The organism is Kluyvera sp. CRP (genome assembly GCF_019930565.1).
GTDB classification, from domain to species: domain Bacteria; phylum Pseudomonadota; class Gammaproteobacteria; order Enterobacterales; family Enterobacteriaceae; genus Kluyvera; species Kluyvera georgiana_A.
Map to the genome: position 1 here is coordinate 3,513,300 of NZ_CP082841.1, position 17,781 is coordinate 3,531,080.

The following is a 17,781-nucleotide window of genomic DNA, read 5'->3' on the forward strand; positions in this document are numbered from 1 at the left end:
TGCACGTGGCAATACATTTGTTTTGCTAATTTAATTACTGCACACTATTCTAAAATCAGTATAATAACTTAGCAAGCTAATTATAAGGAGATGAAATTGGAATCGCCACTAGGTTCTGATCTGGCACGGTTGGTGCGCATTTGGCGTGCTCTGATTGACCATCGCCTCAAACCTCTGGAACTCACGCAGACGCACTGGGTCACGCTGCATAATATTCATCAGCTTCCACCCGAGCAGTCGCAAATCCAACTGGCTAAAGCGATTGGCATTGAGCAGCCGTCTCTCGTCCGAACGCTGGATCAGCTGGAAGAGAAGGGGCTGATATCCCGTCAGACTTGTGCCAACGACCGTCGTGCTAAACGCATTAAGTTAACGGAGAAAGCTGAGCCTCTGATCGAGGAAATGGAAGCGGTTATCAGCCACACGCGCGGCGATATTCTGGCTGGCATCTCCGCTGAGGAGCTTGAGATGCTTATCATGCTTATTCGTAAGCTTGAGCAGAATATCATCGAGCTGCAATCCCGAGATTGATATGAAAAACCCGCGAAGTTCGCGGGTTTTTTTCACTTACTCCCAGACGACGACCCGGTTTCGTCCCGCCGCTTTCGCGCGGTACATGGCCTCATCGGCACGCCGCACGCACTCTTCTACCGAAACGGACAGATCCGTGGCGGTAAACACCCCCATACTGATGGTGATTGACTCCGGCAGTTGGGCATTGCTGCTGCCTGCATCATGCTGACTGATGGCCAGGCGGATACGTTCTGCAATCGTGCGCGCCACCTCAGGTGAGGTATTGATCAACAGTAGCGCGAACTCTTCGCCACCAATACGCGCCGCTACGTCGTTCTGGCGCACAGAGTCCTGCAGTACCCTGGCGACAAACTGAATAACTTTATCTCCCTGCAGATGGCCGTACTTATCATTTATGCGCTTGAAGTGGTCGAGGTCGCTGACGATAACCGACACCGGATGGCCGTTGGCGATCGTCGGCTGCAGGGCGGTAAATGAGTCATAAAAGTAGCTGCGATTAAACAGCCGCGTCAAAGGGTCGCGGATCGAGTTCTGGTATGAGTTGAGATACTTTGTATTGGACTGACGATAAAGGGTAAACACGTCGCAGAACAGCACAAAGATCAGGAACAGGGTGGAAATGGTTTCGAACAACCGTGCCTGATACCAGCTGTAGCTGGCAGTATCCTGCCCGGACATCAGGACCAGCAGGGTGAAGATATAACAAGCGCAGAAAAATGCGCCGCTATACCAGAAAATGTTGTTCAGCTGTGTCGTAAAGATAAGCGTAAATAGTGTGATTAACCATATTACAACTAATGCCCAGTTGACAATGTTGTTCCAAATTTCGCTGTACTGGAAAGTGTTATTATCAACGAGCTTAACGCTCAATAAAGAATCATGGCTGGAATAGAGCCACGATAATACCAGCATGACAATGGCGAACCCGAACAATCCGCCTAAGATAAAAATATGATTCCGCATGCTATGCATATCGCGCGATTTTATCGCGTACAGCACCACGGAGGTAATAAACAAAACCGCCATTATGATATTGCGGAAGAAATAAAATATCAGGGCGTCATTATAGTTAATATTATCTGATGCACCGCACAGGAACCACGTAGGATAGCTGTTTAGTGTACCGAGCATCAGCACCGCTGAGCTCGCGAAGGCGCAGGCGATGGCCATCAGGTAGAGCCGACGTCGATCGCAGAGGTATTTCATGACCATGAATACCGCAATCATGGTATGGAAAACCATCAGAAACATCGTAAGCGTAGGAAACAAAATAGGTGCAATCGCCGGGACATGGCGAATAAAAACATTAGAAAAGTGATTGAGTAATAGAATACCAATCAAGCAAATCGTGATATAAATCAAAAAACGCTGCAGGGGGAATTTTAAAAGCATATATGAGTCCTGTGTACGCTAAGCACTGCAAGCAATGAGGCATCCTGGCCCTATAAGACTCAAGTTTAATTGATTTCACGTAAAGAAATATTGTCCGCGCGCAAATAATAGATAGGGTGAATAACTATTATATATTTGTCGTATGAATATTAATGAAGGAAGGGTAAAGGCAGGGATATGGGTACGCGCTTGTTGCAAGCGCGTACCCGGAGAACATTAACGCGGAGACACAGTAACCTGTCGGCCATTGCTCGCCATCACGACGCGCTGACCAGCAGAGAAGCGAGTATCGCCCTGTTTCTGCACCACCATGATGGTGTTGCCGTCATCTTTACGAATTTCCAGTTCAACGCCCTGGGTTTTATTCATCGCACCCTGAACGCTCTGACCGGCTACGCCGCCTGCGACAGCACCCGCTGCGGTTGCCAGAGAACGACCGGTGCCGCCGCCAACGGTGTTACCCAGGAAGCCGCCCAGTACCGCACCGCCGATAGCGCCAATCACGTTGCTGTCATCGCCACCCTGAATTTGTACCGGACGAACGTGTACGATGGTACCGTAGGTCACGTTCTGGACCTGTTTCGCTTCGGATGCAGAGTAAACATCACCTGACAAACCGCTGTTGTTGACACATCCGGCCAGGGATAAACCAATCATTGAAACAGCCAATACACGTAACATCATTATGAATCTCCAGTTCACTAAGAATTGCTCTCATGAGCATCCGTACTAAACAATTATATGGTATTTGATCGGGGCGGTCATATATTCCGCATTCATTATTAACCATAATAAACCATCCTGGCTTAACCAACGGTAAACGCAAGGGAAACAGCGTCCCTCCTGAGATTCTTGCGAAAAAAGAGCCCCATATTGTTAAAATTTTTTATTGGTTAATAGCATTACGTGGCACTTTATGCTGGAGTGTTAACTTTGCATAGCTGACTAAGGACGGCGTATGAAATCCGGGCGATATATTGGCGTGATGTCAGGAACCAGCCTTGATGGCGTGGATGTGGTGCTGGCGGTCATTGATGAAAATAGCGTGACGCAGCTGGCTAGTCTTTCCTGGCCCATTCCCATCGCGGTGAAAGAGGCGGTGTTGGCCATTTGCCAGGGGCAGCCGCTGACGCTCTCGCAGCTTGGACAACTGGACAATCGGCTGGGGAATCTCTTTGCGGATGCCGTTCTGGCGCTCATGTCACAAGAGAAACTGGCAGCGCAGGACATTGTGGCGATTGGTTGCCACGGTCAAACCGTGTGGCACGAGCCGACTGGCGATGCGCCGCATACTATGCAGATTGGTGATAATAACATCATCGCTGCACGCACCGGTGTTAGCGTGGTTGGCGATTTTCGTCGTCGCGATATGGCGCTGGGCGGGCAGGGTGCGCCGCTGGTACCGGCATTCCACCAGGCTCTGCTGGCGCATGTCAGTGAACGCCGTATGATTCTCAATATTGGCGGGATCGCCAATCTTTCCCTTTTAATTCCCGGCCAGCCGGTGCGCGGTTTTGACACCGGGCCGGGGAATATGCTGATCGATGCCTGGATCTGGCGCAACCTTGGCAAACCCTATGATAAGGATGCTGAGTGGGCCAACGAAGGCAAAGTGATTTTACCTTTGTTACAGGACATGCTGAACGATCCTTATTTCGCCGCCCCGGCGCCAAAAAGTACCGGGCGCGAGTACTTCAACTACGGATGGCTGGCGCAATTCCTGGCTCGCTATCCTGGGCTGCGTGCTCAGGACGTACAGGCTACCCTGACAGAACTTACGGCGGTGACTATCAGCGAGCAGGTTCTGCTCAGCGGCGGCTGTGAGCGCCTTCTGGTCTGTGGCGGGGGGAGCCGTAACCCGCTGGTGATGGCTCGTCTGGCGGGTTTGTTGGCTGGGACTGAGGTCGCGACGACCGATGAATACGGTATTAGCGGTGACGATATGGAAGCATTGGCTTTTGCCTGGCTGGCGTGGCGTACGGTTGCTGGCTTGCCTGGCAACCTTCCGTCGGTCACCGGCGCATCGCAAGCGACAGTTCTTGGGGCGATTTTTCCCGCCAACCCGCAGAAGAATAAGAGTTAACTGACATCTTCTTTTACACTGGGCCGATAGACTAAAGGCAAACGGGAGTGGGACAATCACTCCTTGACCAGGAATGTCTAAAGGCTCAGAAAATATGAAAAAATTGCTTATTGTTGCCCTCCCTTTGATGCTCTCCGGCTGTAGCGCCTACAACCAATTTATGGAGCGGATGCAAACTGACACGCTGGAATACCAGTGTGATGAGAAACCGTTGACGGTGCATCTCAATAACCCACGTCAGCAGGTGAGCTTCATTTATGACAACCAGCAGCTCAATCTGGCGCAGGGCGTCTCGGCTTCAGGCGCACGCTATACCGACGGTATCTATGTCTTTTGGTCGAAAGGTAACGAGGCAACCGTCTACAAACGTGACCGTATCGTACTGAATAACTGTCAGTTACAAAATCCCAAGCGTTGAGATTTTCAGGCGAGCGGCGCACAATAACGTCACCCAATGATGACTAGTCCAAACGCCATGTCTGACAACGACGAACTACAGCAAATCGCGCATCTGCGCCGAGAGTACACCCGTGGCGGCTTGCGTCGCCACGACCTTCCTGCAGAACCTCTGCCGCTTTTTGAGCGCTGGCTCTCTCAGGCCTGCGAGGCAAAGTTAGCCGATCCGACGGCCATGGTGGTGGCGACGGTTGATGAAAATGGTCAGCCGTATCAGCGAATCGTTCTGCTGAAGCACTATGACGAAAAAGGGCTGGTGTTTTACACCAACCTGGGGAGCCGCAAAGCGCACCAACTGGAGAAGAATCCGCGTATCAGCCTGCTGTTCCCGTGGCACATGCTGGAGCGTCAGGTAATGGTGATCGGCAAGGCGGAGCGTCTGTCTACCCTTGAAGTCGTGAAGTATTTCCACAGCCGCCCGCGCGACAGTCAGATTGGCGCATGGGTTTCCAAGCAATCCAGCCGCATTTCTGCGCGCGGGATCCTCGAAAGCAAATTCCTTGAGCTGAAGCAGAAATTCCAGCAGGGCGAAGTGCCGTTGCCGAGTTTCTGGGGCGGTTTCCGCGTCTCTATTGAGCAGATGGAATTCTGGCAGGGCGGTGAACATCGTCTTCACGACCGTTTTTTATACCAACGTGAAGATGGCGCGTGGAAAATCGACCGCCTGGCGCCGTAATCCCCCAAATTTGTTGTTTTAAGCGCTAGCGCTGACGCCCTCAGCGCTTTATTCTATAGAGCTTTCGCGTCTGGCGAAAAGTCGTGTACCGGCAAAGGTGCAGTCGTATATACATGGAGAATTTGATGGCAAGCAGTAACTTGATTAAACAACTGCAAGAGCGGGGGCTAGTTGCCCAGGTAACGGACGAGGTAGCGTTAGCAGAGCGACTGGCGCAAGGCCCGATCGCGCTCTATTGCGGCTTCGATCCTACCGCTGACAGCTTGCATTTGGGGCATCTTGTTCCATTGTTATGCCTGAAACGCTTCCAGCAGGCGGGCCATAAGCCTGTTGCGCTGGTGGGCGGCGCTACCGGTCTGATTGGCGACCCGAGCTTTAAAGCCGCCGAGCGTAAGCTGAATACCGAAGACACCGTGCAGGAGTGGGTGGATAAAATCCGCAAACAGGTTGCACCGTTCCTCGATTTCGACTGCGGCGAGAACTCCGCGATTGCCGCCAACAACTATGATTGGTTTGGCGGCATGAACGTGCTGACCTTCCTGCGTGATATCGGCAAGCACTTCTCTGTTAACCAGATGATTAACAAAGAAGCGGTGAAGCAGCGTTTGAATCGTGACGACCAGGGTATTTCCTTTACCGAGTTCTCCTACAACCTGCTGCAGGGCTATGACTTTGCCTGCCTGAACAAACTGCACGGCGTCGCGCTGCAGATTGGCGGTTCCGACCAGTGGGGCAACATCACCTCCGGTATCGACCTGACCCGTCGTCTGCATCAGAACCAGGTATTTGGCCTTACCGTTCCGCTGATCACCAAAGCGGATGGCACCAAATTCGGTAAAACCGAAGGCGGCGCAGTCTGGCTGGATCCGAAGAAAACCAGCCCGTACAAATTCTATCAGTTCTGGATCAACACCGCGGATGCTGACGTTTACCGCTTCCTGAAGTTCTTCACCTTCATGGACATTGAAGAGATCAATGCGCTGGAAGAAGAAGACAAAAACAGCGGCAAAGCCCCACATGCCCAGTATGTACTGGCCGAGCAGGTCACCCGTCTGGTTCACGGCGAAGAAGGCCTGGTGGCGGCAAAACGCATCACCGAGAGCCTGTTCAGCGGCTCTCTGAGCGCGTTGAGCGAAGCTGACTTCGAGCAGCTGGCGCAGGACGGCGTACCGATGGTTGAGATGGAAAAAGGCGCCGACCTGATGCAGGCGCTGGTAGACTCTGAGCTTCAGCCGTCTCGTGGGCAGGCGCGTAAGACCATTGCCTCCAATGCGGTCACCATCAATGGTGAGAAACAGGCTGACCCGGAATATTTCTTCAAAGACAGCGATATTCTGTTCGGGCGTTACACCTTGTTACGTCGCGGTAAGAAGAATTACTGTTTGATCTGCTGGAAGTAATTTTCAGAAACAGGGGGGCGTGGGAAACTACGCCCCCTTCTTTTTATGTCGTCTGAGTAGAACCAATGAACAACATCCTCGCCATTCAATCCCACGTTGTTTTCGGGCATGCCGGCAACAGCGCCGCGGAATTTCCTATGCGTCGCCTCGGCGCCAACGTCTGGCCGCTGAATACCGTGCAGTTTTCCAATCACACCCAATATGGTCAATGGACGGGCTGTGTGATGCCGCCTGCGCATCTGACGGAGATTGTGCAGGGCATTGCGGCTATCGATCAGCTTAAGCGCTGTGATGCGGTGCTGAGCGGCTATCTTGGCTCTGCGGAGCAGGGCGAGCATATCCTCGGCATTGTGCGTCAGGTTAAAGCGGCGAACCCGCAGGCGAAATATTTCTGTGACCCGGTGATGGGCCATCCGGAAAAAGGCTGCATTGTGGCGCCGGGCGTGGCGGAGTTCCACAAACGCTATGCGCTGCCGGCGAGCGATATTATCGCGCCGAACCTGGTTGAGCTGGAGATTCTTTCAGGGCACGAAGTTAACAGCGTGAGTGAAGCCGTCAGTGCGGCTCGCGAACTGATCGCCCAGGGGCCGGAAATTGTCCTGGTGAAACATCTGGCGCGCGCAGGCTACAGCGTCGATCGTTTTGAGATGCTGCTGGTCACCGCCGATGCCGCATGGCACATCAGTCGTCCGCTGATTGATTTTGGTTCTCGCCACCCGGTTGGCGTTGGCGATGTCACCAGCGGCCTGTTGCTGGTTAAGCTCCTGCAGGGGACAACGCTGCGCGATGCGCTTGAGCATGTGACGGCGGCAGTTTATGAAATTATGCTGACGACCAAAACGATGGGTGAGTATGAACTGCAGGTTGTTGCTGCACAGGACCTGATCGCGAAGCCCGAGCACTGCTTTAGTGCCACGCAACTGTAACTTAGCACCGAGCGCTGCAATGAATGCAGCGTTTTGTCGGGCTACGTTCGCGTAATCTGCACGTGCGATGTAGCCCGAACGAAGTAAAAACGGATTATTTCAACCCTTCCGCCGCCAGCGCCGCGGCAACAGCCGGACGCGCCGCAACGCGAGCCATATAGTCCGCAATATTCTGATACCCCGCCATATCCATCTTCACGGCAAAGGCCCAGCGCAGCACGGTAAACAGGTAAGCATCGGCAATGGTAAAGCGAGAACCGCTGATCCACTGTGCGCCAGCCAGCGACTCATCAATATAGGCCAGCTTTTTGTCCAGCAGCGCACGAACCGTCGGTTTGTAGTCTTCCGGCGTATCCGGGCGGAACAGTGGAGTAAAGCCTTTGTGCAGCTCGGTGGCGATGAAGTTCAGCCACTCCAGCGTCTTGTAGCGGTTAATGCTGCCGATCGGCGCCAGCAGTTGACGGTCCGCGACGCTATCGGCGAGATACTGCATGATCGCCACGCCTTCAGTCAGCAGGGTATTGTCGTCCAATAGCAGGGCGGGAACCTGGCCTTTCGGGTTGACCTTCAGGAAATCGTCACCGTTTTCCATACGTTTGTGCATCAGATCGACGCCGATCAGCGTGAAATCCTTTCCGCTTTCCCGCAGCGTGATGTGCGATGCGAGGGAACAGGCGCCGGGTTTGTAGAACAATTTCATGGGTAACTCCTTCAGACTATGATTATTTTTGTTGTCCGTTGGCAGAAGGGCGGCCAATGGATATGAAAGTATGTTAGTGCCTGCGCAGATAAAAAAAAAGCCGCTAACATACGTTAGCGGCCCAAAATTATTCGTTTCCCGATGACATTATGCGGAAGCGACTTTACCGTCAGCAGCAGGCTTTGAGTCGTCCTGAGTCATACGGTTCAGTTTCGGTGCCGTCAGCAGCATCAGCACGGCGATAACGGCAGTGACAACGCCAATCTGCAGGAACACGCGGCCATACACTTCCAGAGACATCACCGGGTCGGTTACGTTTTCCGGCACCGCCATCATGCCAGCGACATAGCCGCCGATGATGTTTGCGCCAGCGGTCGTCAGGAACCAGCTACCCATGATGAAGCCCATCAGACGCTGCGGAACCAGCTGTGCAACCATTGCCAGACCCAGACCAGAGATCATCAGTTCGCCGATGCTCTGCAGGCCGTAGCTGATGATCAGCCAGTTAACGGAAACGATACCTGCGTCGGTAGCGAACTTCGCGCCCAGCGGCAGAATCAGGAACGCACCGGAGCACAGCACCATACCAATCGCGAATTTGGTCGGCATCGGCAGGGTGTCGCCCATTTTGTTGTAGATAGCGGCCAGAATCGGGCTACCAATGATGATCCAGAACGGGTTCAGCGCCTGATACTGTTCCGGTTCGAACGCGATACCCAGAATAGAGTGTTCAACGTTACGAATCGCGAAGAAGTTCAGTGAGGTCGGCATCTGGCTGTACAGCACGAAGAAGATGATCGCTTCGAGCATCAGGATAAAGGCCACAATCATCTTACGACGCGGCGCACCGGTCATGGAGAAGGTTTCTTTACCGAAGATAATGATGATGCCCAGTGCGATAACGCCCAGAACCATACGTGCGATGCCCTGGTTGTGCAGCAGCCAGGTCGCGATAGCGATCAGGATAACGACACCAACGATGGTCAGCAGCAGATTGCGGTAGTTAGTCGGCTCGAAGTCAGGTTTGGAACCGTACTGTTTAACCCAACGCTGGCAGAAGGCGAAGTTCACAACGGTGATCAGCATACCGACGACGCTCAGCGCGAACGCGGTGCTCCAGCCGTACTTGGCTGCCAGCCAAGGCGTTGCCAGCATAGAGAAGAACGAACCGATATTGACGGACATGTAGTACATGGTGAATGCACCGTCCAGACGCGGGTCGTCTTTGGCATAGCAGGTAGAGAGCAGGGAAGACGGGTTGGCTTTGAACAGGCCGTTACCCACGGCAATTGCCGCCATACCCATATAAACGATACCCGCGTCGTGGCCTGACCATGCGACTAAAGCATAGCCGATGGCGAGAACGACGGCGCCCAGCATGATAACGCGTTTTGTCCCCAGCACTTTATCGCCCAGCCAGCCGCCGATAGCAACCAGACCGTAGACCAGAGCACTGAAGGAAGAGAACAGAGTAATGGAGTCCGCTTCGGACATACCCAGCTGTTTCACCAGGTAAACGGCCATGATGCCCTGAAGGCCGTAGAAACCAAAACGCTCCCACAACTCGATAGAGAAAATGAGATAGAACGCTTTAGGTTGTTTGAAGGCGTTTAAGCTAACGCTTTCCGTTGGTTTTTTGTTTGCAGTAGACACATATACCTCTTATTTACATCCCATTTCATGGGGGGTGTACTGGGCGGAGATGCTCTTTTTGGCACCCGCCTTATAGTTATTCTGGAGGGAAACGGCAAGTAATGTTCACTATCCTGCGCCTTCAGACAAGGCTTTTGCAATACTCTGTTACAAATAAAAAATCTGGTACAATCAACCGTCTTTGCAAATGTTATTTAGCGTTAAATTTCACTGTTTAAAAATTGATGGTTTATTCTTCTGATAAAGTAGGGCAAAACGCGTAAAATAACCATATCTTCTGCTGATAGCGCTTAAAAGTAGTGATATAGGCTGGATTCTGAAAAATTGCTGGATGATCATCTTGTGCTCTGTAAATGGGGCATTGTGATGATGGCGGCGTTTGCTACGTAAAGAAACATAAATGCAACATTATGTTGCTCGGATGTTCTCGTCAGCGTTTGTATAGAAATTTTCGCTAGTGATGACGTATTTAACCTGCCAAAGCGGTATATAAGCGCTAAAAGTGCCAAATACTGAATAATTATATGGGAGTAAACGCTGCTTGAGTGAGGTTGAGCATGCGTGGCGTTGACTTGCCACGCAGCCAGATATGAACTACAGCTCGGTTTTCTCTTTATATTCACAGAGATCTTCGATGAGACAAGAGCCACAGCGCGGTTTGCGCGCGATGCAGGTGTAGCGGCCATGAAGAATCAGCCAGTGGTGGCAGTCGACCTTAAACTCGGCAGGAACCACTTTTAACAGCTTATCTTCAACCTGCTCAACGTTTTTACCGGGGGCAAAGTTGGTGCGGTTGCAGACGCGGAAAATATGCGTGTCGACGGCGATGGTCGGCCAGCCGAAGGCGGTGTTGAGCACCACGTTGGCCGTTTTACGGCCGACTCCCGGCAGAGCCTCCAGCGCTGCACGATCTTCCGGAACCTCCCCGCCGTGCAGTTCAAGCAACATACGGCAGGTCTTAATCACGTTTTCAGCTTTACTGTTAAACAGGCCGATCGTTTTAATGTATTCCTTCACACCGTCTACGCCGAGGTCCAGCATCGCCTGTGGGGTGTTGGCAACAGGGTAAAGCTTTGCCGTCGCTTTATTGACGCTCACGTCCGTAGCTTGTGCCGAGAGCAGCACCGCGATCAGCAGTTCAAAAGGGGATGTGAAATTCAATTCCGTGGTCGGGTGCGGATTGTTGTCCCGCAGACGACTTAAAATTTCCAGCCGTTTCGCTTTATTCATCAGGCTTTCTCTGCGCTATCAACGCCTGCATTTTCTGCGCTAGCAGCCTGTGCACGACGTTGTTTCGTCCGTTCGTCAATCAGGTATTTGATCGCCAGCAGCATACCGAGACCAATGAAGGCGCCCGGCGGCAGCATTGCCAGCAGGAAAGGGGTATCGGTATGAAAGACTTCAATACGCAATACTTTCGCCCAACTGCCCAGCAGGCCGTCGGCGCCGTCGAAGAGCGTCCCATTACCCAGCAGCTCGCGAATTGACCCCAGCACAAACATCGTGCAGGTGGCTCCCATGCCAATAGCAAAACCATCCAGCGCCGACAGCGCCGGGCCTTTTTTGGCCGCAAAGGCTTCCGCGCGGCCCACCACGATACAGTTGGTGACGATCAGCGGGATAAAGATACCGAGAGACTGATACAGGCCAAAGGCGTAGGCGTTGATCAGCATCTGTACGGCACTCACCACCGACGCGATAATCATCACGTAGATAGGAATGCGAATTTCCGCGGGTGTCCAGCGACGCAGGCTGGAGATGGCTAGGTTGGTCAGTGTCAGCACCAGCGTGGTTGCCAGGCCCAAACCCAGCGCGTTGGTGGCGGTAGAGGTCACCGCCAGGAGTGGGCACATGCCCAGCAGCTGAACCAGCGCGGAGTTATTTTTCCAGAGACCCTGGACAATAACCTCTTTAACTTCGCTCATGATTTACTCTCCACAGGATTGAAGTTGCGACAGTTGATTCGGCAGCGTTTTGGCATACAGCCCGGCGCGTTTCACCGCGTTGACCACCGCACGCGGGGTAATTGTCGCACCGGTAAACTGGTCGAATTGCCCGCCGTCTTTTTTCACCGCCCATTGACTGTCGTCAGGACCGGCGATCTTCTTGCCGCTGAAGAAAGTAATCCAGTCGGAAAGGCGGAGTTCGATTTTATCTCCCAGCCCCGGCGTTTCATGATGCTCGGTGACGCGTGTGCCCAGTACAGTACCGTTGAAGTCGGCGCCGACCAGCAGTTGAATGGCGCCGGAATAGCCGTCTGGCGCGGTGACTTCTATTACTGCGGCCACCGGTTTATCGTCCTTGCGGGCGATATAGATTTTGTGCGCGCCTTTCCCCAGCTCGGGGGCGTCAACGACAAAGCAGCTCTTGAGCAGCGAATTATTATAGCTGTCAGCGGGAATGACCTGCTGGAAAAGCGCGTTTTGCTGCTTTTCTGCCTGTTCGTCGATGGTGTGCTTGGTTAACTGGTTGATCGCCGCGGTTAGCCCGGTAGAGCCTGCGGCGAACAGCGCCAGCGTGACACCGTGTTTACGCATGGTTTTTAACATCGTTATCCTCAGCGGTGTCCGTAAACGCGCGGGCGCGTGTAATAGTCAATCAGCGGTACCGTGATGTTAGCCAGCAGCACGGCAAAAGCCACGCCGTCCGGGTAACCGCCGAAGCTGCGAATCAGCCACACCAGCAGGCCCGCCAGCGCGCCAAAAATCAGACGTCCGCGGTTGGTCGTCGAGGCGGTGACCGGGTCGGTCAGAATAAAGAAAGCACCCAACATGGTCGCGCCGGACAGCAGATGCATCTGCGGTGAGGCGAGGTCGTCCGGATGGAGCAGCCAGCCAAGCGTCGCACAGACCATCAGACTTAACAGGAAGCTCACCGGGATATGCCAGCGAATCGCTTTTTGCCATAACAGGAACAGGCCACCCACAAGGTAGGCGATGTTCACCCACTGCCAGCCCACACCGGCCAGCGCGCCATGGTAAATCGCTGAGTTCAGAATATTTTCTACCGGCTGACCGGCGTGGCGGGAGGTTTTAAAGGTATCCAACGGTGTTGCCTGGCTGATGCCATCAATACCTAACTTCAGGGCATTCATATCCTGACCCGCGACGGTGTGGCCGGTAAAGATCATCTGCACCGCGTCCATAAAACCCGGGGTGGCGGCGGCAACGCCGTGCGGCGGCAGCCAGGAGGTCATTTGAACCGGGAAAGAGATCAGCAGTACCACGTAGCCAATCATCGCCGGGTTGAATGGGTTCTGTCCGAGTCCGCCATACAGTTGTTTGGCGATAATAACGGCAAAGACCGTGCCCAGAACGACCATCCACCACGGCGCGAAAGGCGGAATACTGATGGCCAGTAACAAGCCGGTCAGCAGCGCTGAGTTATCGGCCAGGGTGCGGGGAATATTTTGCTTGCGCAGACGCAAGACCAGCGCTTCTGCAAGCAGGGCGGTTACTATCGCCAGGATGAGCTGAATAAAGGTTCCCCAGCCAAAAAACCAGCTCTGCACCAGAATGCCGGGCAGGGCGGCGACGATCACCAGCATCATAATGCGCGATGTCTGGCGATGGTTGTGGGTGTATGGGGAACTTGCGATCTTGAAAACCATTTAATCCTCGTTAACGGCCTGAGCGGCTTTCCTGGCTTGAACACGGGCAATAGCAGCAGCAACGGCGGCTTTGCGTGGGTCGTCGTTGGCGGCGGGTTCGCTAACCGCGTTTTGCGCCGCTTTGCGCGCTTTGGCACGGGCGATGGCAGCCTCAACCGCGGCTTTACGCGGGTCAACGGTCTCGCTCTCGCTGACGACGGGCGCAGTTTCTGCCGATTGCGCCGCTTTACGGGCTTTGGCACGGGCGATGGCTGCCTCAACTGCGGCCTTACGCGGGTCAACGGTTTCGCTCTCGTTGACGACGGGCGCAGTTTCTGCCGATTGCGCCGCTTTGCGTGCTTTGGCGCGGGCAATGGCTGCCTCAACCGCCGCTTTACGTGGGTCGCTGCTTGCCTCTTTCACATCGGCTTCTGGCTGCGTTTCCGCTTTACGGGCTTTTGCACGTGCAATAGCTGCCTCTACGGCAGCTTTGCGTGGATCGATGACATCATTCGCGCTTTGACGTTTTTCCGCCTGAGCGGCGCGAGCCTGCGCTTTACGGGCTTCACGCGCGGCAGCGACGGCGCTGTTATCCGGAAGTGCGCCGGATTGAATCACAATTGGCTGCGTTGCCTGCTGCTGTTTTTCACGCACCCGCGCCAGGGCGGCATGAATAGCGTCCTGGTCTTTAGCGGTAGGCTGAACGGCCGCTTTTTTATGACGTTCCTCGCGAGCGATTTTCTCACGTTCAAGGCGCTGTTGACGCGCTTCGAAACGGGCTTTGGCTTCAGCGGCGCGCTGTTCTTCTTGGCGGATGGCGTTGATTTCCGCCTTTTCCTGACGGAAATACTGCACCAGCGGAATACTGCTTGGACACACCCATGCGCAGGCGCCGCACTCAATGCAGTCAGACAGATTATGGGCAGTGGCCTTGTCGTGCTGCTGACCTTTGCTGAACCAATAAAGTTGCTGCGGCAGCAGGTCTGCCGGGCAGGCGTCAGCGCAGGCACTACAGCGGATGCAACCTTTTTCCTCTTCGGGTTCGCCCATTTCCGCCGCCGACGGGGCCAGCAGACAGTTGGTGATTTTCACCACCGGAACGTCGAGCCAGGGCAGAGTAAAGCCCATTAGCGGGCCGCCCATAATCACCATTTGGTCACTGGTCGGGCAGAATCCCGCGTGGCTCAGCAGATGTTTGACCGGCGTGCCGAGGCGCGCCCAGACGTTGCCCGGCAGCGAAACTGATTCGCCGGTCAGCGTCACCACACGTTCAGTGAGGGGCTCGCCGTCAATCACCGCACGTTTCACCGCGTAGGCCGTACCGACGTTTTGCATCAGGACGCCAATGTCGGAAGAACGCCCGCCGTGCGGCACCTGTTTACCGGTTAAAATTTGCGTCAGCTGTTTCGCGCCGCCGGAGGGGTATTTGGTTGGGATGACACGTAAACTGATGCCGTGGCAGCCTGCAAGCACGGCGCGCATCATTGAGATGGCCTGCGGCTTGTTATCTTCGATGCCAATCAGCACCTGCTGTGGCTGCAGAATGTGTGCCAGAATCTGGATGCCTTCGACAATCTGCGCCGCGCAGTCCTGCATCAGGCGATCGTCGGCGGTAATGTACGGCTCACATTCGGCGGCGTTGATGATTAACGTCTCAATTTTATCGCCACCGCCGCGCAGTTTGCTGCCCGTCGGGAAGCCCGCGCCGCCTAAACCGGCCACGCCGAACTGATGAATACGTTCAATCAGCGCTTCACGGCTGTGATTTTTGTAATCATGCCAGCCGTCGCGAGTTATCCACCGGTCTTCACCGTCGGCATCAATGATCACGCTCATTTCCGGCAGCGCAGAAGGGTGCGCTGTCGCATGAGGTTCAATGGCGACAACCGTACCTGACGTCGGCGCATGAACGGGCAGCATACGCCCCCAACCACGGGTTAGCGGCTGGCCGCGCAGAACGCGATCGCCCGGCTGAACGCACAGTTCGCCTTCGGCGCCGATGTGCTGCTTCAGAGGAATAACAAAACGCTGGGCAAGCGGTATCTGGCGCAGTGGCGTCCCGCTAGACTGCGTTTTCATCTCTGGCGGGTGAATACCCCCGTCGAAATCCCAGATTTTGTCTTTTCTGAAGGCGGAGAATAGCTTAAGCATGGTGTTCCACAGGAATAATTCGTACCGGGATCGTTTGCAGATCCCATTTCCAGCTTTCAGTGGTCGTTTCTACCGGGCGTAACTCAATACACTGAGTAGGGCACGGGGCAACACACAAATTACAGCCGGTACACAGATCGCTCACCACCGTGTGCATGGCACGCGTGGCTCCAATGATGGCATCCACCGGGCAGGCCTGTATGCATTTGGTGCAGCCGATACAGTTATTTTCATCGATAACCGCCAGCATACGCACAGGCTCCGACACCGCTTCGTCGCCGCCAATGGGCTGCGGGTCGACGTTCAGTAACTCGGCGATTTTCAGCATGACGGCTTCACCGCCAGGTGCGCAGCAGTTAATTTTTTCGCCGTTACTGACCGCTTCGGCGTAAGGGCGACAGCCAGGGTAGCCGCATTGGCCACACTGGCTTTGCGGCAGCAGTTCATCAATTTTTTCGACTACCGGGTCGTCCTCAACAGCAAAACGGCGCGAGGCGTAACCGAGAATGACGCCAAAAATCAGCCCTAACACGCTGATTGCAGCGACAGCAATCCAGAAGGTCATCATTACAACTTCACCAACCCACTAAAGCCCATAAAGGCCAACGACATTAAACCTGCGGTAATCAACGCAATGGCGTTGCCGCGGAAAGGGGCGGGAACGTCGGAGACCACCAGGCGTTCCCGGATGGAGGCGAAGAGCACCATAACCAGCGAAAAGCCCACGGCGGCGGAGAAACCGTACAGCGCCGATTGCAGAAAATTGTGGCCGAGGTTGATATTCAGCAATGCCACGCCGAGCACGGCGCAGTTGGTGGTGATAAGCGGCAGGAAAATACCCAGCAGACGATACAGCGCCGGGCTGGTTTTACGCACCACCATTTCGGTGAACTGGACGACCACAGCAATGACCAGAATAAAGGCCAGCGTGCGCAGGTAGACTAAATCCAGCGGGATGAGGATCCAGGTGTCGATAAGCCAGGCGCAAATAGATGCCAGGGTCATCACGAAGGTTGTCGCCAGCCCCATTCCCATAGCGGTTTCCAGTTTTTTGGAAACGCCCATAAACGGGCACAGCCCAAGGAACTTCACCAGGACGAAGTTATTTACCAGAACTGTACCGATAAAGAGCAATAAATAGTCAGTCATCATTCGACCTGTAACAAAAAAAGCCACCTATTATCTGACAAAGTGCCTCAAGCGACAACAGGTTAACTGTGGGGTTATTACGCGCGGGTAAAGGTGCGTTTAACCCGTTGAGAACGCTTGAGATAAGGCACAATCAGCGCGGCTGCCAGCAGGGGAAGCAGAAGTTGACGCACGGCCAGATCATCGGAGATAGGCGAAAACGCAAAAGCTTTGACTGCCAGCAGTACGCCAATCATCAGCCAGATGATGTAGTGTTTTGGCGCGTTGTGTCGGCGTTTGAAGAAAGCAATTGTCAGCCACAGCGTGTAATACCACATGGCAATAAATGACAGGAATGACAGTCCGAGAAATAGCGTATTGCTGCCGCCCATTTCTTTAACCAGCGCCAGAGTGTGCGGATTGAGCAGGACGTAACCAAATTTCACCAGCGTGATGGTGATGCTTAAAAGCTGCACGAGCAGCCAGGCTAATGGGCCAAGCAGCCATCCGCCAATACGTTCTGCAGAATTATCTGACATTGTGTCTCCTGAAAATCAGCGCCAGCCATGAGAGGAAAAATACAGGTCGAGGAGTATAAGCAACTGGCGCTGAGGAAAAAACTATTATTGCACAAAACGCCAAACGTTCTTGGGAACCTGTCCAAGATCGTACAAACGACCGCCAGAAACCAGCTCAGCACGGCGATGGTCGGCGGCGCGATACATATTGATAAGTTCTTCAGTGTTGCTCAGCGAATAGTTCAGGTGGTCGTAGAGTTTTTCAAGATTGTCCAGCGAACTAACTTTGCGGAACTTTAATAAATAATCCAGAACGGTCATTTGAGGGCATCCATTATAATGTTAAAGCTCACCGTACACCGTTTTCTACCAGGCAATGGGGAGAAAACGAGACAGTTAATGCGGCATTTATAGCCAATGTGTTTATCGACATCCGTTTTAATAGAGAGTTCAGCGTCTATAGCTCAACCTCGATGGGATATCGCGAATTATTTGGCTATTAAGAATGAATTACAATGACAGAAAATGTGCTTATTGATTTCGCCCCAAAATTAGGGCGATTTTATGCAGTCAGG

19 protein-coding genes are annotated in these 17,781 nt (G+C 53.7%); 6 read left to right on the top strand and 13 right to left on the bottom strand.

Annotation, left to right across the window (positions count from 1 at the left end; translation table 11 throughout):
- The first annotated feature begins 90 nt into the window (after positions 1–90).
- Positions 91–531 (top strand): transcriptional regulator SlyA, encoded by a 441-nt coding sequence (slyA, locus tag K7B04_RS16660; protein WP_163447466.1) that lies wholly within the window; start codon positions 91–93, stop codon positions 529–531.
- 36 nt (positions 532–567) lie between these two features.
- Here the strand turns inward: slyA and K7B04_RS16665 are convergent, their stop codons facing one another.
- Together K7B04_RS16665 and slyB are read right to left on the bottom strand one after the other, a co-directional pair.
- The gene (locus K7B04_RS16665; RefSeq protein ID WP_223802535.1) at positions 568–1,926 is read right to left on the bottom strand and encodes a GGDEF domain-containing protein; all 1,359 of its coding nucleotides are present in this window, start codon (positions 1,924–1,926) and stop codon (positions 568–570) included.
- A gap of 216 nt (positions 1,927–2,142) precedes the next feature.
- Complete coding sequence (gene slyB / locus K7B04_RS16670) at positions 2,143–2,610, bottom strand: outer membrane lipoprotein SlyB (RefSeq protein ID WP_064545703.1); 468 nt, start codon at positions 2,608–2,610, stop codon at positions 2,143–2,145.
- Positions 2,611–2,884: 274 nt separating this feature from the next.
- On the opposite strand from slyB, the gene anmK reads away from it, so the two are divergent.
- The 5 genes from anmK (at position 2,885) to pdxY (ending at position 7,467) form a co-directional block, all read left to right on the top strand.
- Positions 2,885–4,009 (top strand): anhydro-N-acetylmuramic acid kinase, encoded by a 1,125-nt coding sequence (gene anmK, locus K7B04_RS16675; RefSeq protein ID WP_223802536.1) that lies wholly within the window; start codon positions 2,885–2,887, stop codon positions 4,007–4,009.
- Between the two features lie 94 nt (positions 4,010–4,103).
- The gene (gene mliC, locus K7B04_RS16680) at positions 4,104–4,427 is read left to right on the top strand and encodes a C-type lysozyme inhibitor (RefSeq protein WP_064545700.1); all 324 of its coding nucleotides are present in this window, start codon (positions 4,104–4,106) and stop codon (positions 4,425–4,427) included.
- A 57-nt stretch (positions 4,428–4,484) separates the two neighbouring features.
- Complete coding sequence (gene pdxH, locus K7B04_RS16685) at positions 4,485–5,141, top strand: pyridoxamine 5'-phosphate oxidase (RefSeq protein ID WP_163449433.1); 657 nt, start codon at positions 4,485–4,487, stop codon at positions 5,139–5,141.
- 125 nt (positions 5,142–5,266) lie between these two features.
- On the top strand, positions 5,267–6,541 hold the full coding sequence (tyrS, locus tag K7B04_RS16690) for a tyrosine--tRNA ligase (RefSeq protein WP_223802537.1): 1,275 nt from the start codon (positions 5,267–5,269) through the stop codon (positions 6,539–6,541).
- 65 nt (positions 6,542–6,606) lie between these two features.
- Complete coding sequence (gene pdxY / locus K7B04_RS16695; RefSeq protein ID WP_223802538.1) at positions 6,607–7,467, top strand: pyridoxal kinase PdxY; 861 nt, start codon at positions 6,607–6,609, stop codon at positions 7,465–7,467.
- A gap of 94 nt (positions 7,468–7,561) precedes the next feature.
- Here the strand turns inward: pdxY and gstA are convergent, their stop codons facing one another.
- The 11 genes from gstA to ydgT all read right to left on the bottom strand — a co-directional run bounded on the left by gstA (position 7,562) and on the right by ydgT (position 17,527).
- Positions 7,562–8,167: a glutathione transferase GstA gene (gene gstA / locus K7B04_RS16700; protein WP_223802539.1), complete on the bottom strand. Its 606-nt coding sequence runs from the start codon at positions 8,165–8,167 to the stop codon at positions 7,562–7,564.
- Positions 8,168–8,314: 147 nt separating this feature from the next.
- A complete protein-coding gene (gene dtpA, locus K7B04_RS16705; RefSeq protein ID WP_064545692.1) occupies positions 8,315–9,820 on the bottom strand; it encodes a dipeptide/tripeptide permease DtpA in 1,506 nt (501 codons plus the stop codon).
- A gap of 594 nt (positions 9,821–10,414) precedes the next feature.
- Positions 10,415–11,050 carry an endonuclease III gene (gene nth, locus K7B04_RS16710; protein WP_064545690.1) on the bottom strand — a complete coding sequence of 212 codons (636 nt, stop codon included), beginning with the start codon at positions 11,048–11,050 and terminating at the stop codon, positions 10,415–10,417.
- Positions 11,050–11,745 carry an electron transport complex subunit E gene (locus tag K7B04_RS16715; RefSeq protein ID WP_167575946.1) on the bottom strand — a complete coding sequence of 232 codons (696 nt, stop codon included), beginning with the start codon at positions 11,743–11,745 and terminating at the stop codon, positions 11,050–11,052. Before K7B04_RS16715 ends, nth begins: the two co-directional genes overlap by 1 nt.
- A gap of 3 nt (positions 11,746–11,748) precedes the next feature.
- A complete protein-coding gene (gene rsxG, locus K7B04_RS16720; RefSeq protein ID WP_223802540.1) occupies positions 11,749–12,369 on the bottom strand; it encodes an electron transport complex subunit RsxG in 621 nt (206 codons plus the stop codon).
- An 8-nt stretch (positions 12,370–12,377) separates the two neighbouring features.
- Entirely contained in the window at positions 12,378–13,430 is a 1,053-nt protein-coding gene (rsxD, locus tag K7B04_RS16725; protein ID WP_163449425.1) for an electron transport complex subunit RsxD, read from the bottom strand.
- The gene (gene rsxC, locus K7B04_RS16730) at positions 13,431–15,560 is read right to left on the bottom strand and encodes an electron transport complex subunit RsxC (RefSeq protein ID WP_223802541.1); all 2,130 of its coding nucleotides are present in this window, start codon (positions 15,558–15,560) and stop codon (positions 13,431–13,433) included.
- A complete protein-coding gene (rsxB, locus tag K7B04_RS16735) occupies positions 15,553–16,128 on the bottom strand; it encodes an electron transport complex subunit RsxB (RefSeq protein ID WP_163449423.1) in 576 nt (191 codons plus the stop codon). Before rsxB ends, rsxC begins: the two co-directional genes overlap by 8 nt.
- Positions 16,128–16,709: an electron transport complex subunit RsxA gene (rsxA, locus tag K7B04_RS16740; protein ID WP_064545680.1), complete on the bottom strand. Its 582-nt coding sequence runs from the start codon at positions 16,707–16,709 to the stop codon at positions 16,128–16,130. Before rsxA ends, rsxB begins: the two co-directional genes overlap by 1 nt.
- Positions 16,710–16,786: 77 nt before the next feature.
- A complete protein-coding gene (locus tag K7B04_RS16745) occupies positions 16,787–17,227 on the bottom strand; it encodes a DUF2569 domain-containing protein (RefSeq protein WP_223802542.1) in 441 nt (146 codons plus the stop codon).
- Positions 17,228–17,311: 84 nt separating this feature from the next.
- Positions 17,312–17,527, bottom strand: a complete 216-nt coding sequence (gene ydgT, locus K7B04_RS16750) for a transcription modulator YdgT (RefSeq protein WP_163449421.1) — start codon at positions 17,525–17,527, stop codon at positions 17,312–17,314.
- Between the last annotated feature and the right edge of the window lie 254 nt (positions 17,528–17,781).

Bases quoted from the DNA above. Each gene is read 5' to 3' on its own strand.
- rsxD (WP_163449425.1), bottom strand. From the start codon at position 13,430: ATGGTTTTCAAGATCGCAAGTTCCCCATACACCCACAACCATCGCCAG.
- rsxA (WP_064545680.1), bottom strand. From the start codon at position 16,709: ATGACTGACTATTTATTGCTCTTTATCGGTACAGTTCTGGTAAATAAC.
- K7B04_RS16715 (WP_167575946.1), bottom strand. From the start codon at position 11,745: ATGAGCGAAGTTAAAGAGGTTATTGTCCAGGGTCTCTGGAAAAATAAC.
- rsxB (WP_163449423.1), bottom strand. From the start codon at position 16,128: ATGATGACCTTCTGGATTGCTGTCGCTGCAATCAGCGTGTTAGGGCTG.
- slyA (WP_163447466.1), top strand. From the start codon at position 91: ATGAAATTGGAATCGCCACTAGGTTCTGATCTGGCACGGTTGGTGCGC.
- K7B04_RS16665 (WP_223802535.1), bottom strand. From the start codon at position 1,926: ATGCTTTTAAAATTCCCCCTGCAGCGTTTTTTGATTTATATCACGATT.
- rsxG (WP_223802540.1), bottom strand. From the start codon at position 12,369: ATGTTAAAAACCATGCGTAAACACGGTGTCACGCTGGCGCTGTTCGCC.
- pdxH (WP_163449433.1), top strand. From the start codon at position 4,485: ATGTCTGACAACGACGAACTACAGCAAATCGCGCATCTGCGCCGAGAG.
- mliC (WP_064545700.1), top strand. From the start codon at position 4,104: ATGAAAAAATTGCTTATTGTTGCCCTCCCTTTGATGCTCTCCGGCTGT.
- tyrS (WP_223802537.1), top strand. From the start codon at position 5,267: ATGGCAAGCAGTAACTTGATTAAACAACTGCAAGAGCGGGGGCTAGTT.
- anmK (WP_223802536.1), top strand. From the start codon at position 2,885: ATGAAATCCGGGCGATATATTGGCGTGATGTCAGGAACCAGCCTTGAT.
- slyB (WP_064545703.1), bottom strand. From the start codon at position 2,610: ATGATGTTACGTGTATTGGCTGTTTCAATGATTGGTTTATCCCTGGCC.
- nth (WP_064545690.1), bottom strand. From the start codon at position 11,050: ATGAATAAAGCGAAACGGCTGGAAATTTTAAGTCGTCTGCGGGACAAC.
- rsxC (WP_223802541.1), bottom strand. From the start codon at position 15,560: ATGCTTAAGCTATTCTCCGCCTTCAGAAAAGACAAAATCTGGGATTTC.
- pdxY (WP_223802538.1), top strand. From the start codon at position 6,607: ATGAACAACATCCTCGCCATTCAATCCCACGTTGTTTTCGGGCATGCC.
- ydgT (WP_163449421.1), bottom strand. From the start codon at position 17,527: ATGACCGTTCTGGATTATTTATTAAAGTTCCGCAAAGTTAGTTCGCTG.
- gstA (WP_223802539.1), bottom strand. From the start codon at position 8,167: ATGAAATTGTTCTACAAACCCGGCGCCTGTTCCCTCGCATCGCACATC.
- K7B04_RS16745 (WP_223802542.1), bottom strand. From the start codon at position 17,227: ATGTCAGATAATTCTGCAGAACGTATTGGCGGATGGCTGCTTGGCCCA.